The organism is Chryseobacterium sp. C2(2020) (genome assembly GCF_014218915.1).
GTDB classification, from domain to species: Bacteria; Bacteroidota; Bacteroidia; order Flavobacteriales; family Weeksellaceae; genus Chryseobacterium; species Chryseobacterium mucoviscidosis.
Genome location: NZ_JACLCT010000043.1, coordinates 1 through 16,937 on the forward strand (window position 1 = coordinate 1; position 16,937 = coordinate 16,937).

Here is a 16,937-nt window from a genome sequence, read left to right on the forward strand (position 1 = left end):
AATCTTGTAATAAGCTCTTATTTTTCATCCTAAATAAATAGGCTGTCGTAAAATGAAAGGTTTTTCAGTGACCTCAAATTTTAGCGGTCTTTTTTTGTTTTTAATAAAGCTTCCTGTTAATTTGAAAGCGTCACATTATAAGATGAACTGATGAACTTTGTTTTATTGTAAACTGAATTACAAACCATTCCGGAAATATTGTAATTCTGATTTTTAGGAACCATTGCCGAGCCAATTTTATTGGCACCAATAGGGATTTTCTTAAAATAATTATTTCCGCTAATCGTAAGAACCATATTGCAGCGGGAATTATTCTCAACAGTAATTGATGTATTCGGACTGTCTTCGGAACCGTTTAAAAGATCCGTTAAAACTGCCGCCGTTTCAGATTTGTACGTTTTTAGTAAAGTCTGATATTCTAATTCTGTTTGATTTGCAGTAGAGGTTATGTTAGCTGCGTTTGAATTTGTCTTAAGATTTTTTACAGAACCGCTGGTTGTCCTGTAGTGAGTAGTCTCACAACTGTTTAAGACAATGATGATCATAACCGTAAAAGGAAAAAGCTTTTTCATAACAAAATTTTATTGGTGTAAATTTAAAACTTTTACTTACTCGCCCGTCATAATTTATTTTCCAGTCTGAACAGGATTATTAATGGTTAAAAAAATACTTTTCTTAATTTCTTTCTGTGAGGAATATAAAACATCACAGACATGGCTCGTTAAAGTATAACTTCCTTTATTAATTACGATAGAATTTTCTCCTTTCGCCGGTACTGCAAGATTATAGAAATCTTTTCCCTGAATTCTTAAAACGATATTACAGTCAGAATTATTTTTAAACAAAAGAATCACTTCTTTGCTGCTGATATCTTCATTAAACATCGCATTAAGCAGTTTTACGGTTTTGTCTTTATGTTCAGCGGGTGTAGAAGCAATCAGGCGTTTAAAATCCTCCGTTTCCGAGGCATTAGAATTCTTCATTAGGCTAGAAGAAATTTCGGAAATAACAGGTCTTGCTTCCATCGGTTTAGCATCCTTTTTTCCTTTTGTCCATTCCGAGTTTTTTAAGGCGATCACCTTGGATTTTAATACGCTTCTTTTTGGGTCATCCGGATGCGCAGTTTTCAGGAATTCTTCTATTTCACTGATGTTTTTGCTTTCTAAAATATTCTGGGATTTATTTTGTACCTGAGCTGTGTTACAGCATACAAGAATTCCCGTCGAAATAATCAACATTAATTTTTTCATCACTTATCTTTATAATTTTGTGTTTGTACGTGAAAATGCAAGGGTGTAGAATATTACAGCCTTTAATTGTTTATGTGAATTTTATCACTTAAAAAACTACCGATAAGTTAAATTTGTAAAGAGTCTGGAAATACTGAATTTTTTTTCATGATGTGTTTTGTTGTTTAGTTAATTCTGAATTTAATATACGTTATTGTTTTTCCTTTAGCAGAAAAAAGCTCCTCGTAATACGTTTTAATATCTCTTAAATGCGGAGTATTCGGATCATACTCTAAAGCTCCGTAAATATCGTGGTGTGCGGTAATGATTTCATAACCTGCTCCTTGCAAAAATCCTAAAGTATAGCCGTGAAGAAATTCCGAGTCTGTTTTCAGGTGAATAATTCCTCCGGGTTTTAAGAATTTCTTATATCTTTCTAAAAAGTCAGGATGCGTTAATCTGTGTTTTGTACGCTTGTATTTAATTTGTGGATCCGGAAATGTAATCCAGATTTCATCCACTTCATTTTCTCCGAAAAAATAATCAACGAGTTCAATCTGGGTTCTCAGAAAAGCCACATTCTTCATATTGTTTTCTACAGCTTCCTTGGCTCCAAACCAGAATCTTGCCCCTTTAATATCAATTCCGATAAAATTTTTCTCAGGGAATGTTTTTGCAAGACCTACAGAATATTCTCCCTTTCCGCAGCCTAATTCTAAAACAATAGGATTGTCGTTTTTAAAGAAATCTGTTCTCCATTTTCCTTTAAGATCGAAACCGTTTAAAGCATCTTCCCGTGTTGGCTGAATAACGTTTGGTAATATCTTGTTTTCTGCGAATCTTGCTAATTTATTTTTACCCATGAGACATTTATAAAATCCTGCAAAAATAACTAATTTTAAGCAAATGCTTCATTTTTAAACCTGAAAATAACAGCTAACTGCGTTATTTTCTCATAGAACTTCCCAATGCAACCATGATGGGTTTCTGGATGGTTTTCTGTGAGGCGTACTGAGCTCCGCAGACAATACTCGTAAAAAGATAATCACCTTTCTGTACCACAATCGAATTGTCGCCGTGCGAAGGAACAGGAAGCCTGTACTTCGTGGTCCCGATTCCTTCTATTCGTACAATAATATTACAGTCCGATTTATTTTCGATCATCACAATACATTCTTTCGCATTGGGGTCGTTATCGAAAAGAGAGTTAAGGATTTTTACCGTTTTGTTTTTATGTTCCGTCGGATTTTCCGCCATCAGCATATTAAATTCAGAAGCTTCCGCATCAGGAATGGCAGCAACAGGTTTTGTGTTTGCAGATGTTGTGGAAGGAGCAGCAGGAGCAATGTATACGTTTTTAGGATTGCTTGGTGTGTACACTACCGCAGATTGACCCACCTGCAGTTCTTTCTGATATTTTGCAATCTGTTTCTGCTTGATGAGGGCATTCATCTCATCGAAAGATATTTTGGTAGAAGGTCTTCGCTTCAGCATAGCAAGCCAGTCCTGCATCTGCTTTACTTTCTGGTCACCGGGTTGGGCATTTTTTATGTATTCTTTCATCATTTCCATCACACGAGGCTTAAGTATAGATCTTCGCGGATCATCGGGATGAGCATCTCTCAGGAAAGCATTAATTTCGTAAATATTTTTACTCTTTAAAATTTCACTGTAATCTTTCCCTTTCGACTGAGCGGAAAGAGTGATGCACAGAATCATACTAAAAAATATAAATAACTTTTTCATTCACTGGTATTAAAGTGTAAAAGTAAAATATTTTCTCGTTTAATTGATTTATTTTTAAGGCATTAGTATCCAAAATTGCAGCGAAAATTACACCAACTGTAATGAACAATCAATTTTTTCTAAATTTAAAAATTATTTTAAGTAAAACAAAAAAATGTACATCCCAGTTGGAAAATGTACATTTTTTTAATTCGTATGATGGAAATTTTTATTTCAGAACATCCTGAAGATGAGAATTCCTTAATCTTCTCTGGTAAATCGGAAGATATTTTTCTATAGGGATTTTTATCGCCTCAAAATTTCCGGCAAGAACATAAGGTTCGATATTTTCTGAAGTATAGACAAACTGCAGGAAGTTATCAATTAAGTTTTCAGGAATTTTGAATCTTGTAAAATAATCTTTTCCCAAATAATTTTTAATCTGCGTTACGGAATTATTCATTTTTTCGTAGGCTACATAGCGCTGCTTTTTCTTTCTTTCTCCGGATAAAATATCATAAATGCTTTCCAGGCTGAAGGTAAGTCCGCCATCGCGAAGACCTGCAACAGGAAGCTGCGGTGGAGTTCCGTCTCCTTTAGGTTCCGGAAGACCAATGACTTTTTTAATCGCTAAAGCCTTATCTTCTTTTCTTATTGAATTAACATCATAGCGTAAGTTACCCGTAGGTTTAAACCTGCTGATGATGACTTCCTGAATATCGTGATACGCCACTTTCAGTTCAACCAGATTTTTCTGATCCATCATCTGAGGCGTCAGCTTAATATCTTTTCGCTCTGTAATAATCGATGTAAAACGGATCACATCTCCCGGATTGGCAGAGATAGAAAAATCACCATTATAATCACTTAAAACAGTTTTCAGGGTAGTAAGATTCGTAACATACATCTGGTTCAGATACAAAACAGAATTATCTTTTAGAAAAACTTCTCCGGAGTATGTTTGTGCGTTAATTTTTGCCAGAAAAACCAACAGCAGCAGAGTAAATAACTTCTTCATATAATACCGCAAAATTACGCAGAAAACCAACAAACTATACCTATTTTAGTAGTGAAAACAGGTTAAAGTTATATTAAACTTTAATGAGGAATTGTTAATGAATGTTATAAGGATGCATTTAAATATAAAATGTGTGAAAATTTTTAATGATTTTTCATTCCGATTAATAATTCTTTACCAAAAGCCAACTCGTATATTTTACAGTGGTTGTACCTCCAAATTCCGTCCAGCTTATGAAATACCAGTACGTTGCTGTGTTTACCAGTCTTCCTCCGACTCTTCCGTCCCAGGTAAATCTGTTGGAAGGCACTCCGCGAAATACTTCTGCTCCATAACGGTCAAAAATTCTAAAGATAATGTTGTCATTATTCATTAATTCAGAATAATTTATAGCATCATTATAGCCATCAAGATTAGGCGTAATTGTATTGATAAGATTAATAATAACAAATGGTCTGGTTACTTCCTCGCACTGATTGGTGTCTCGAATGTGGATAATATGATTTCCCCTCGGAACATTCATGAAAACATTTGAACTCTGCCAGTTTACGCCATCCAGAGAATATTCGTAAGGCGGAGTTCCACCGCTTGCTCCTATCGTTACGGTACTTCCGTTTATTTCAATCATCGTGATAACCGGAAGAGAAGATTCTGTAACGGTTACACTTTGTCTGTAAGTACAGCCTTCTGCAGTAAGATCTACCCAATAATTTCCGGGCGCAACATTTCCGATTGAAGAGGAGGTTGCTCCGGTACTCCATAGATAACTGTCGAATCCCGGTCCTGCATCTAAAGTAGTTAATGTTTTAGGGCAAACTACTTTATCTTTCAGAATAAGTGACGATTTCGGAGTTTTTATCGTAACGGTAATTGAAGCAATATTAGGACAGACTCCGGATTTCTCAAATCTTATAAAAATAGTCTGCGTTCCTGATAAATTCATTGGATTTACAATCTGCGCCGTGTTGTTCTGAGCATCCGGAAGAGTAGGGTGAAAAGTCACGGTAACAGAAGGATCTGTTGTAAACTGACTGATATAAGGCATCAGATCAATCACTTTTGTACCGTCCAGATTATCATCACACATCGTAATGGTGTGTGTGGTTTTAATTAACGAAATTTTATTTCCGATAACAAAAACAAGCGGCTTCACAACAGGAGGACAGCCGTCCGGAGAATCTACTCTTATATAAATTGTAGTGGTGGTTGTGTAAGACCAGTTATTCGGTAATGTATTTGCGTTTCCGGCATTGGCATCTGCTAAGTTGGCGTAATATCTTACATTCGTAAAATAAGTCGGATTGTTTAAAACAAGAGGGGTGATGTTAGGCAGAATTACATTCACCACGCCGTCCAGATTATCATCACAAAAAGTTCCGGTATAATTATTAAGAACGTTGGCAAAAGGATAAAGATTAAGCGTAATCTGGGCAATGGCTTTACATCCAAGTGTATTTTTTACAACGGCATACACAATGGTTCCGTTTGTTGCGGTATAAGAAGTTGCATTGGTAATTGCGGTTCCCGGAGTTTCGTTCTGGGCATCCAACAGATTCGTATAATAGGTAATGGTTACCGGAGAATTGCTGGTAACATTGGCTGTTGTTAAATTAAATATTCCCTGTCCCGATCCGTTATCACAGACTTTTAATGTTGCATTATTCACCGTTAAAACCTGAATGTTAATAGTAACAGTTACAGTTTCGCAGTCAGGGAAATCAGGATTGTTTCCGCAGAATGTATACGTGAAAGTGTCTGTTCCTGCAGTTCCGGGATTCGTAACGGTATAAGTAATGACTCCTGTCGTTGCATTTACGGTTGCTGTTCCTAAAGTCGGAGCGGTAAGCACTGCAACTGTAGAAGGAACCGGAGTCTGGGTAGAACTGGTAAATGCAGGAGTAATTGTTTTTGTGGTACAGACATCATAGGTCGCGGTAGACAGTTTTGTACAGTTCTGTACCTTGTACTGTGCCGTGATTAATGGAGCACAGCTTCCCATCGTTACCGAACAGGTGTGATAACCGGACTGAGTGGGTGAGTAAGAAGCTCCTGTTGCTCCCGGAATTAAAACTCCACCGACGTACCATTGATAGGTGTCATAAATTACAGGATCTACCGTAAGTATTATTCCCGGAGCACAGTCTCCACCGGATTTTAAAATGACAGGCTGTGTAGGAAATCCTGCGAAAAAACCACCATATCCTACTGCATCACTTCCAGCGTTGATTCCCGCTGTTATTGCTTTAGACGAAACAACGGTTACTGTTCCTGCAGTATTCGGGATGCCGTAAGTTACCCAGTTAAGAGTTCCCGTCATATTGAAAGGACCTGTTGAAATAGGAGGGGTAACTCCATTTACGGTAACTATTGCACCTCTTTCCGTAATAAGGTTTAGTTTCGTGGGAACATTTAAAATACCATTCGGATTTCCGTTGGAATACACAAAGTTTTCATCAATTAGTCCAAGTTCGTTAATCTGTTTCGGTAAATAACAGTTGAGTGCCGGAATAAAATTGAATCCACCGGTTGCCACCTCATTTCCTGCGGTACTTGCACCCGCAAGAACCTGATAAATATAGGCGTTTTTGGTTGTTTTTATGTATAAATTATAATGTCCGCTTCCCTGAAGCTGATATTTGGAATCCGGAATCATGAAATACTGTCCCGTGTTTAAAGTGGCAACAGGAACAACTTCATTATTTACACGGATTTCCGTATTGTCTTCGGTGGCAATTACCAAAGCGCCTTCCATGTTCGAACCGATGCTTCCGTTACCTTTTACCAAAGCAAATTCATTTCCCAAACGATCTACGGGAACCGACTGATCCATGAGGATATCAGAACTCTGAGGATAGTTTCCTGCATATTGTCCGTTGAAATTTCCATTGGTAACGTTGATGTTTTTATTAGCTGTAATTTTAGCACCTATAAATCCGTCAAAATTTCCTGTAATATTTCCGATTCCGTCGATGATGTAGGATTGCCCTTTATTTAAATTAAACGTAATGGTAGGATTGGTTGCTCCCGTTGTTCCATTTGAAAACTGTACGGTGGGTTTATATCCTGTTATGGTAACGGTGGTATTGTCTTCAGTAGCCAGAACACTCGTCATAAAATTCAGGATAGAATTACTTACAGAGAGGGGAGCATTGGCTGCGTAAAAAGTTTTTCCGGTGGAAGGAATTCCTTTGGATGTAATAATTTCAGCGTGATTAAATACTGAAAATCTTAAGTTGGCGTAGAAGGGAAATTCTGCTTTTACATAAAGTCCTTTTGTTGTTGGAGTAAAAAGATCTGTCTGCTGTGATGTAATAATATAATCTCTTAAAATATCAACTTTTTGAGGATTTCCTTTGCTGATCGTTGCTGTGGCAATTAAAGTATTGTTGTTATAAATTTCTACCGGAAAAGGGGTGGTACGGTTAGTAGAAAGATATAGTTTCTGATTGGGATTTGAATTTCCTGTGCGGTCTACCATGGGTGCAAACCAGTGTTCTCTATCCAATTGTGCAAAAGTAGAGGTGAAAAACAGAAGTAAAAACAGAAAAGATAGAATTTTCTTCATTCAGATATTGCCTTTAACACAAATTTAATAATAAAAAGCATTCTGAGCTTAAAAAAATAAAAAAAACCATGATATCAAAATCATGGTTTTCAGAGTATTATTTAAAGAAATATATAAGCTTAATTTCTGTTTTTCACTAAGATCCATCCGGAATATTTAATCGGGGTCTGTTTGCCGTTTGGCTCGTTCCAGCTTACATCATACCAATAGTTTCCTGTAGGTATTTTTTTACCGCCTACTGAGCCGTCCCATTTATATCCGTTTTCCTTATTTCCTTCATGCATTTTTGTACCATATCTGTCGTAAATATTGAATACAAGGTTTTTCTTGTTTCCTAAAGCAGAATAATCAATCATATCATTTACGCCATCTCCGTTCGGAGTAATCACGTTGATAAGATTCGGTACGGTAACTTCTACCTGCATTGGATTACAGTTGTAGGAATCTTTTACATAGAATGTATTGTTTCCTCTCGGAACATTGGTAAATACATTGGAATCCTGCCAATGAATATTATCAATAGAGTATTGATAAGGAGCTGTTCCTCCCAATACATTTACCGTAACGGTATTGTTGGAAATATCAATGCTTGAAATAACAGGCTGCTCCGAAGCATAGACTTTTACCGTCTGTCTCGTTACACAATTTCCTGTTTTCAGATCTACCCAGTAAGTTCCTGTGGTAACGTTACTGATCGACTGTGTTGTTGCACCTGTACTCCATAAATACGCTGTAAATCCTGGACCTGCATCTAAAGTTGTTTTATTTTCAATACAGATAATCTTTTCCTGTAAAACACTGGAATATACAGGCGGAAGAACAATTAAAGTAACTTTAGCTATTCTGAAACATCCGTTTGCGTTGCTTACTTTCACAAAAACGACTCCGTTGGGTGCAACATAGTTCGCCGGATTGAGGATTTCATTGGTTCCGAGCTGTGCATCCGTTAAAGAAGGATAATATTTTTTTGTAATTCCTGTAGTGGTAGATACAAGAGCTGTTGTAAGGTCAAATAATGCCGTAGCAGGATTAGACGGAATAAAACATGATCTCAGTGTTGCATCCGTTACAGTAGGGCTTGCAGAAACGGTAAACGTTAAAGTTACCTGCTCACAATCTGTAAAATCAGGATCGTTTCCACAGAATTTGTAAACTATTGTATCTGTACCTGTAAAACCAAAAGTTGGGGTGTAGATAATTACTCCATTAGGATCAATAACAGCAGAACCATTTGCTGGAGGCGTAACAATCGTTACCGTACTCGGAACATACGTCTGTGTAGAATTTGTAAAGGCAGGAACTACTGCCTGATAACCTTCACAAACCGTAAGCGCTTTCGTAGACTGCTGAAGACAGGTATATACTTTATAGACAGGCGTTATTGCAGGAACGCAAGATCCTACTGTAATTCTTACGGTGTAATTTCCTGCTACTGTCGGCGTATAACTGTTTGAATTGGCTCCCGGAATAGGGTTTCCGTTCAGATACCATTGATAGGTTTCATAGCTGTCATCAACCTCAAGAACAATTCCCGGAATACAGTCTCCGGTTTGTTTTGTAATTAAAGGAATGGAAGAGAATCCCGCAAAATATCCCCCATAACCAGCCGTGCTGTAGCCTCCATTCACTCCGGCTGTTACCGCTTTGGTGGAGGTTACCGTTACATTTCCGGTAATTCCTGTAATAGCATAAGTTACCCAGTTGGTGTTTCCTGTTAAAGGATAAGGTCCCTGCGCAGCGGTTGGAGTTGCTCCATTCACAGTAACAGCCGCTCCTGCTTCTGTAAGAATATTAAGCTTCATGGTTACCCCAGAAACACTTGGCATTTCGTTGATCTTTCCGATCTCATCAATTTTTCTCGGAAGGAAGCAGTTCAAAGGCGGAATATAATTGTATCCTCCGGTATTATTTTCTGTTCCTACACCAACTAATTGATACAAGTATACATTTTTAGAAGTTGAAATAAACATATTGAAATGTCCGCTTGCTCCTCCCTGCTGAATATAATTGGTTTCATTAATTCTATACCATTCCCCTGCATTAATCGTTGCAATGGGAGCGGTGGCGCCGTTGATGAAAATCTGAGTGTTATCTTCTGTGGCTATCACAATTCCACCCTCCATGTTTTCGGCAGGAGCGGTAGATCTTGTTTTTACCATAGCAAATGTATTCCCCAGTCTTTCCACCGGAACCGACTGGTCCATAATTAAATCTGAACCACTTGAACTTAATGCTCCGAAATTACCGTTAGAACTTCCGTTGGTTAAGGTAATGGGTTTATCTGAAACTATTTTGGCTCCGATAAATCCCGTAAGATTTGCTGCGGTGCCATTATTTCCTGCCATGATGTAAGACTTCCCTTTGTTAAGGGTAAAAGTGTGGGTATTGGTTCCGGAAGGAGATCCTCCTAAAAAGACCAATCCTGAAGTATTCCATGTAACGGTAACCTGTGTATTGTCTTCCGTTGCAAGAATTCCTGCAGTAAAATTGTTGGAAGTACCGGTTCCTGCATTGGTATTTGGTGGGTTGGCTACAAAGAATAATTTCCCGATTCCTGCTTTACCTTTGGATGTAATAATTTCTCCGTGAGAAGATTGTGCAGACCTCAATGTACAGTAAAAAGGCTTGTCTCCCTTCAGATAAATTCCTTTTGTAATGATCTGCAATGCTTCCGAAGCGGTGGTTGCGCTAATAAGATTGGCAGAAACAGTATACGATTGAGGATTTCCTTTGCTGATGGTAACGGTCGTTAGCAAAGTATTATTGTTATAAATTTTTACATCAAAAGGAGTGGTGGAGTCTGTTGAAAGATATAACGCATTGGTATATCCTGTTGTGGATGCATAATAAGGTGCAATCCAGTGCTCTGTATCCCTCTGTGCAAAAAGAGTACTCATGCCGAAAAGTATCAGTACAAAAGACAGTAGAATTTTATTCATAAATTGTTGAATTAGGATTCATGCAAAAATAATGGAATTTTCTAAACATATTCAAATTATGTTTTTAAATGTGATAATATATTGTCACAAAAAAGCCACGATTTTTGATCGTGGCTTTAAGATTCAGCTTTTGTATTGCTTAGTCAATATTTTTAACAAGGATCCATCCTGAATATTTAATTGGTGTTTTTTCCTTGTTGGGTTCGTTCCAGTTGATATGATACCAATAGGTTCCGGTAAGTATTTTCTTGTCGAAATGTTTACCGTCCCATTTGTAATTGTTGAATTTATCTCCTGTAAAAATTTTATTTCCGTATCGGTCGTAGATCACGAAGCTTAAATTTTCCTTGTATGCCAGTTCGCTGTAATCGATGAAGTCATTTTTGTTGTCTCCGTTCGGCGTGATGGCATTTAATAAATTCGGAACCGTTACCTCCACAAAGATCGGGGTACAGTTGTAGGCATCTTTCACATAGAAAATATGCTGTCCTCTTGAAAGTCCCGTGAATACGTTAGAATCCTGCCAGTTTGTAGGCGAATCCACTGCATATTTATAAGGCGCTTTTCCTCCGGTTACTTTTACGGTTGCCGTATTGTTTGAAATTTCAATTTCCGAAATCACAGGATCTACTGCTTTTTTCACACTTACAAACTGCTTCACAGAGCATCCGTTGTCTTTAAGGATGACCCAGTAATCTCCTACCGGCACTCCTGATAATACCTGAGTGGTTGCTCCTGTATTCCACAGGTAAGACTGATATCCCGGTCCTGCGTCAAGATTTGTTCTTCCGTCGATACAGATAATCTTATCCACAAGAACCGTAGATCTTTTTGGAGGAATCACCACTAAGTTTACTTTGGCAATTGCATAACATCCGTTGGAATTGTACACTCTGATGTAAACCGAAGCATTCCCTGAAACGTATGCTAAAGGATTCAGGATTTCATTGGTTCCGTTGCTTGCATCAACAAAAGTAGGATAATACTTTTTGGTAATCGGCGATTCTGTGGATACATTGGCAAGCGAAAGGTTGAATGCCGCTTTTGTTTCGTTATTTTCAAGATAACATTCGCTGATGGTGGCTTCAGTTACCACCGGAGTCGGCAGGTAGGCCAGAGTAATTTTAGCGTTTCCTGTACATCCTTCGTTGGTTGTTACTTTTACATAGACAATTCCTGCTGCAGAAAGATAATTCGCAGGAGTTGTAATTTCGTTGGTTGCTGCGTTCAGATCAGCAAGGGTAGGATAGAATTTCTTCACCACCGGTGAATATGTCGTTACATTGGCTGCGGTAAGATCAAAGAATCCTTTTCCGTTGTACTGACAGGCTTTGATGGTGGTGTCCGTTAAAATAAATGGAACCACCGTCAGATTTAAAGTTACCTTTTCACAGTCAATAAATTCGGGCGCATTTCCGCAGAACTGATAAACAATAGTATCGGGACCTAAATATCCCGGATTCGGAATATAGGTAATCTGTCCTGCACCGTTTACCGTTGCCGTTCCGTTTGTCGGATAGGTAAGAATGGTTACCGTACTTGCAACAGGCGTCTGTGTTGTGGTGAACGAGAAAGCGGGAGTAATGACTTTCGTTGCACAGGCATTAAGAGCTGCTGTTGTATTTCTTACACATGAAAAAACTTTATAGATGGGAGTGGTAACCGGCGGACAGGTTCCCATGGTTACTTTCACGGTATAGTTTCCTGCTACGGTAGGCGTATAAACGTTTTGTGTTGCCCCGGTGATCGGGTTTCCGTTCAGGAACCACTGGTAGGTTTCATAGCTGTCGTCAACCTCAAGAATAATCCCCGGAATACAGTCTCCTGTCTGTTTTGCAATTAAAGGAATAGAAGAGAATCCTGCAAAATACCCACCGTATCCTGCGGTGCTGTAACCTCCGTTTACTCCGGCTGTTACTGCTTTCGTTGAGGTTACCGTAACGTTTCCTGTCGGGTTATCAATAGCATAGGTTACCCAGTTGGTGTTTCCGGTTAATGGATAAGGTCCCTGAGCAGCGGTTGGAGTGGTTGCCGGTCCACCGTCGATGCTGTACGTAACAGCGGCTCCTGTCTCTGTTAAAATATTTAATTTTAAAGTGATGCCTGAAATACCAGGCATTTCGTTGATCTTTCCGATCTCATCGATTTTTCTTGGAAGGAAGCAGTTTAAAGGCGGGATATAATTGTATCCTCCTGTATTGTTTGAAGTACCTACTCCTACTAATTGATACAAATATACATTTTTAGAAGTAGAGACTAACATATTGAAATGTCCGCTTGTTCCCTGCTGAATGTAATTCGTTTCATTAATTCTAAACCACTCTCCGGCATTGATTGTTGCTAGTGGAGTCGTTCCTCCATTCACAAATATCTGGGTATTGTCTTCTGTGGCTATCACAATTCCACCCTCCATGTTTTCGGCAGGAGCGGTAGATCTTGTTTTTACCATGGCAAATGTGTTCCCCAGTCTTTCCACGGGAACCGACTGATCCATAATTAAATCTGAACCGCCCGAACCTCCTGCTCCAAAGTTTCCGTTGGCGCTTCCGTTGGTTAAACTAATGGGCTTATCTGAAACTATTTTGGCTCCGATAAATCCCGTAAGGTTTGCTGGAGTACTATTATTCCCGGCTAAAATATAAGATTGCCCTTTATTTAAAGTAAAGGTTTGAGTATTTCCTGTAAAAGTGGAGGGAGCACCTATGAACTGAATTCCTGAGGTTGTCCAGGTTACTGCAACTGATGTATTGTCTTCTGTAGCGAGAACTCCTGCTGTAAAATTGTTGCCCGATCCGGTTCCTGCCGTTGTATTGGGTGCATTAGCAGCAAAGAATAATTTCCCGATTCCTGCTTTGCCTTTCGAGGTTATGATTTCACCATGAGCGGTCTGAGCAGATCTTAGAGTACAGTAAAATGGCTTATCACCTTTCAGATAAAGCCCTTTATTGATTACAGTAAAAGCATCTGTTGTAGCTGTAGCTGTTATATTTACAAGAGGAACCGAATACGTTTGAGGATTTCCTTTGCTGATGGTAACAGTAGTAAGCAGTGCATTGTTGCTGTAGATTTTCACATCAAACGGGGTAGTAGAGTCAGTAGAAAGATATACAGCATTGGTATATCCTGTTGTGGATGCATAGTAAGGTGCAATCCAGTGCTCCGTATCCCTCTGTGCAAAAAGAGTACTCATGCCGAAAAGCATCAGTACAAAAGACAGTAGAATTTTATTCATAATTATAGAATTAGGATTCTTGCAAAAATAACAGAATATTTAATATGTTCTTAATAATATTTCCAAAAAAATGGTTATAAATACGTAAAAAAGCCACGATCAAAAATCGTGGCTTTAAGATTCAGTTTTTGTATTGCTTAGTCAATATTTTTAACAAGGATCCAACCTGAATATTTAATTGGTGTTTTTTCCTTATTGGGTTCGTTCCAGTTGATGTGATACCAATAGGTTCCGGTAAGTATTTTCTTGTCGAAATGTTTACCGTCCCATTTGTAATTGTTGAATTTATCTCCTGTAAAAATTTTATTTCCGTATCGGTCGTAGATCACGAAGCTTAAATTTTCCTTGTATGCCAGTTCGCTGTAATCGATGAAGTCATTTTTGTTGTCTCCGTTCGGCGTGATGGCATTTAATAAATTCGGAACCGTTACCTCCACAAAGATCGGGGTACAGTTGTAGGCATCTTTCACATAGAAAATATGCTGTCCTCTTGAAAGTCCCGTAAATACATTAGAATCCTGCCAGTTGGTAGGCGAATCCACGGCGTATTTATAAGGTGCTTTTCCTCCGGTTACTTTTACCGTTGCTGTATTGTTTGAAATTTCAATTTCTGAAATCACAGGATCCACTGCTTTTTTCACGCTTACAAACTGTTTTACGGAACATCCGTTGTCTTTAAGAATAACCCAGTAATCTCCTACCGGAACTCCTGATAATACCTGAGTGGTTGCTCCTGTGCTCCACAGGTAAGACTGATATCCCGGTCCTGCATCAAGATTTGTTCTTCCGTCGATACAGATGATCTTATCCACGAGAACCGTAGATCTTTTCGGAGGAATTACCACTAAGTTTACTTTGGCAATTGCATAACATCCGTTTGAGTTGTATACTCGGATGTAAACCGAAGCATTCCCTGAAATGTATGCTAACGGATTCAGGATTTCATTGGTTCCGTTGCTTGCATCAACAAAAGTCGGATAATACTTTTTGGTAATCGGCGATTCTGTGGAAACATTGGCAAGCGAAAGATTAAACGCTGCTTTTGTTTCATTGTTTTCAAGATAACATTCGCTGATGGTAGCTTCTGTTACCACCGGAGTCGGAAGATAAGCCAGAGTTATTTTAGCATTTCCTGTACATCCTTCATTGGTGGTTACTTTTACATAGACAATTCCTGCTGCGGAAAGATAATTGGCAGGAGTTGTAATTTCGTTGGTTGCTGCGTTCAGATCAGCAAGGGTAGGATAGAATTTCTTCACCACCGGTGAATATGTCGTTACATTAGCTGCGGTAAGATCAAAGAATCCTTTTCCGTTGTACTGACATGCTTTGATGGTTGTGTCCGTTAAAATAAATGGAACCACCGTAAGATTTAAAGTTACCTTTTCACAGTCAATAAATTCGGGTGCATTTCCGCAGAACTGATAAACAATAGTATCAGGACCTAAATATCCCGGATTCGGAATATAGGTAATCTGTCCTGCACCGTTTACCGTTGCCGTTCCGTTTGTCGGATAGGTAAGAATGGTTACCGTACTTGCAACAGGCGTCTGTGTTGTGGTGAACGAGAAAGCGGGAGTAATGACTTTCGTTGCACAGGCATTAAGAGCTGCTGTTGTATTTCTTACACATGAAAAAACTTTATAGATGGGAGTGGTAACCGGCGGACAGGTTCCCATGGTTACTTTCACGGTATAGTTTCCTGCTACGGTAGGCGTATAAACGTTTTGTGTTGCCCCAGTGATCGGGTTTCCGTTCAGATACCACTGGTAGCTTTCATAGCTGTCATCAACCTCAAGAATAATCCCCGGGACACATTCGCCTGTTTTTTTCGCAATAATAGGAATGGAAGAGAATCCTGCGAAGTATCCTCCATAACCTGCAGTGCTGTATCCTCCGTTTACTCCGGCTGTTACTGCTTTCGTTGAGGTTACTACTACATTTCCTGTCGGGTTATCAATAGCATAGGTTACCCAGTTGGTGTTTCCTGTTAAAGGATAAGGTCCCTGAGCGGCGGTTGGAGTAGTTGCCGCTCCGCCGTCGATGCTATACGTAACGGCGGCACCTGCTTCAGTTAAGATGTTTAACTTTAAAGTAACTCCGGAAACACCCGGCATTTCGTTGATCTTTCCGATCTCATCGATTTTTCTTGGAAGGAAGCAGTTCAAAGGTGGAATATAATTGTATCCTCCATTGTATGAGAATCCCTGAATTCCTATAAACTGATATAAATAAACATTTTTGGAAGTTGAAATGAACATGTTAAAATGTCCACTTCCTGCAGTTTGTTCTACGTAGCTTGTCTCGTTAATTCTATACCATTCGCCTTCATTAATTGTGGCAACAGGTGTTGTGGCTCCGTTAATAAAAATCTGGGTATTATCTTCTGTGGCAATTACAATACCACCTTCCATGTTTAGGGCTGGATTGGTCGCTTTGGTTTTTACCATAGCAAATGTATTCCCAAGTCTTTCCACCGGAACCGACTGATCCATAATTAAATCTGAGCCATCAGAAGTATTTGTTGCAAAGTTTCCGTTAGCATTTCCATTCGTAAGGGTTACAGGTTTATCTGAAACTACTTTAGCGCCGATGAAGCCATTTAAATTAGCAGAGGTTAAATGATTTCCGGCTAAAATATAAGATTGTCCTTTATTTAAAGTAAAGGTTTGTGAATTTCCTCCGGGAGTACCTCCGATAAAAACTAAACCTGCGGTGTTCCATGATACGGTAACCGATGTATTGTCTTCGGTAGCCAGAATTCCTGCTGTAAAATTATTACCGGAACTGCTTGCTGTACTGGGAGTTGCTGCCACATAGAATTTTTTTCCTATTCCTGCCTTACCTTTAGAGGTAATGATTTCTCCATGCGCTGTCTGAGCGGATCTTAAAGTACAGTAAAACGGTTTGTCTCCTTTAAGATATAAACCTTTTGTGCCTACTGTAAAGGCATCTGCGGTAGTTGTCCCATTGATGAGATTAGCGGCAATAGCATACGAAACGGGTGCTCCTTTTGCAACCGAAACCGTCTGAATAAGGTTATTGTTGTTGTATATTCTTACGTCAAACGGAGTGGTTGAATCCGTAGAAAGATATACAGCATTGTTGTACCCTGTAACAGATGTATAAAACGGGGCAATCCAGTGATCGGTGTCTCTTTGTGCAAAAAGCGTATTGATCGTACAAACTATTAATACGAAAGACAGTAGAAATCTTCTCATATACAATT

Annotated in this window: 9 protein-coding genes; all 9 read right to left on the reverse strand. The window is 38.8% G+C overall.

Annotated elements, in window-relative coordinates:
• Positions 1-116: 116 nt before the first annotated feature.
• The 9 genes from H6W52_RS18280 to H6W52_RS18320 all read right to left on the reverse strand — a co-directional run bounded on the left by H6W52_RS18280 (position 117) and on the right by H6W52_RS18320 (position 16,929).
• A complete protein-coding gene (locus tag H6W52_RS18280; RefSeq protein ID WP_116100039.1) occupies positions 117-572 on the reverse strand; it encodes a DUF6759 domain-containing protein in 456 nt (151 codons plus the stop codon).
• Between the two features lie 54 nt (positions 573-626).
• On the reverse strand, positions 627-1,250 hold the full coding sequence (locus tag H6W52_RS18285) for a DUF6759 domain-containing protein (RefSeq protein WP_116100040.1): 624 nt from the start codon (positions 1,248-1,250) through the stop codon (positions 627-629).
• 164 nt (positions 1,251-1,414) lie between these two features.
• Positions 1,415-2,092, reverse strand: coding sequence for a tRNA (guanosine(46)-N7)-methyltransferase TrmB (gene trmB / locus H6W52_RS18290; protein WP_116100041.1), 678 nt, complete (start codon positions 2,090-2,092; stop codon positions 1,415-1,417).
• A gap of 82 nt (positions 2,093-2,174) precedes the next feature.
• The gene (locus tag H6W52_RS18295; RefSeq protein WP_116100042.1) at positions 2,175-2,975 is read right to left on the reverse strand and encodes a DUF6759 domain-containing protein; all 801 of its coding nucleotides are present in this window, start codon (positions 2,973-2,975) and stop codon (positions 2,175-2,177) included.
• Between the two features lie 208 nt (positions 2,976-3,183).
• Positions 3,184-3,972 carry a hypothetical protein gene (locus tag H6W52_RS18300; protein ID WP_116100043.1) on the reverse strand — a complete coding sequence of 263 codons (789 nt, stop codon included), beginning with the start codon at positions 3,970-3,972 and terminating at the stop codon, positions 3,184-3,186.
• Between the two features lie 163 nt (positions 3,973-4,135).
• The gene (locus tag H6W52_RS18305) at positions 4,136-7,537 is read right to left on the reverse strand and encodes a T9SS type B sorting domain-containing protein (protein WP_116100044.1); all 3,402 of its coding nucleotides are present in this window, start codon (positions 7,535-7,537) and stop codon (positions 4,136-4,138) included.
• 119 nt (positions 7,538-7,656) lie between these two features.
• Complete coding sequence (locus H6W52_RS18310) at positions 7,657-10,476, reverse strand: T9SS type B sorting domain-containing protein (protein WP_116100045.1); 2,820 nt, start codon at positions 10,474-10,476, stop codon at positions 7,657-7,659.
• 139 nt (positions 10,477-10,615) lie between these two features.
• Complete coding sequence (locus H6W52_RS18315) at positions 10,616-13,708, reverse strand: gliding motility-associated C-terminal domain-containing protein (RefSeq protein ID WP_185216879.1); 3,093 nt, start codon at positions 13,706-13,708, stop codon at positions 10,616-10,618.
• A gap of 137 nt (positions 13,709-13,845) precedes the next feature.
• Positions 13,846-16,929 carry a gliding motility-associated C-terminal domain-containing protein gene (locus H6W52_RS18320; RefSeq protein WP_185216881.1) on the reverse strand — a complete coding sequence of 1,028 codons (3,084 nt, stop codon included), beginning with the start codon at positions 16,927-16,929 and terminating at the stop codon, positions 13,846-13,848.
• Between the last annotated feature and the right edge of the window lie 8 nt (positions 16,930-16,937).

Bases quoted from the DNA above. Each gene is read 5' to 3' on its own strand.
- H6W52_RS18280 (WP_116100039.1), bottom strand. From the start codon at position 572: ATGAAAAAGCTTTTTCCTTTTACGGTTATGATCATCATTGTCTTAAAC.
- H6W52_RS18285 (WP_116100040.1), bottom strand. From the start codon at position 1,250: ATGAAAAAATTAATGTTGATTATTTCGACGGGAATTCTTGTATGCTGT.
- trmB (WP_116100041.1), bottom strand. From the start codon at position 2,092: ATGGGTAAAAATAAATTAGCAAGATTCGCAGAAAACAAGATATTACCA.
- H6W52_RS18295 (WP_116100042.1), bottom strand. From the start codon at position 2,975: ATGAAAAAGTTATTTATATTTTTTAGTATGATTCTGTGCATCACTCTT.
- H6W52_RS18300 (WP_116100043.1), bottom strand. From the start codon at position 3,972: ATGAAGAAGTTATTTACTCTGCTGCTGTTGGTTTTTCTGGCAAAAATT.
- H6W52_RS18305 (WP_116100044.1), bottom strand. From the start codon at position 7,537: ATGAAGAAAATTCTATCTTTTCTGTTTTTACTTCTGTTTTTCACCTCT.
- H6W52_RS18310 (WP_116100045.1), bottom strand. From the start codon at position 10,476: ATGAATAAAATTCTACTGTCTTTTGTACTGATACTTTTCGGCATGAGT.
- H6W52_RS18315 (WP_185216879.1), bottom strand. From the start codon at position 13,708: ATGAATAAAATTCTACTGTCTTTTGTACTGATGCTTTTCGGCATGAGT.
- H6W52_RS18320 (WP_185216881.1), bottom strand. From the start codon at position 16,929: ATGAGAAGATTTCTACTGTCTTTCGTATTAATAGTTTGTACGATCAAT.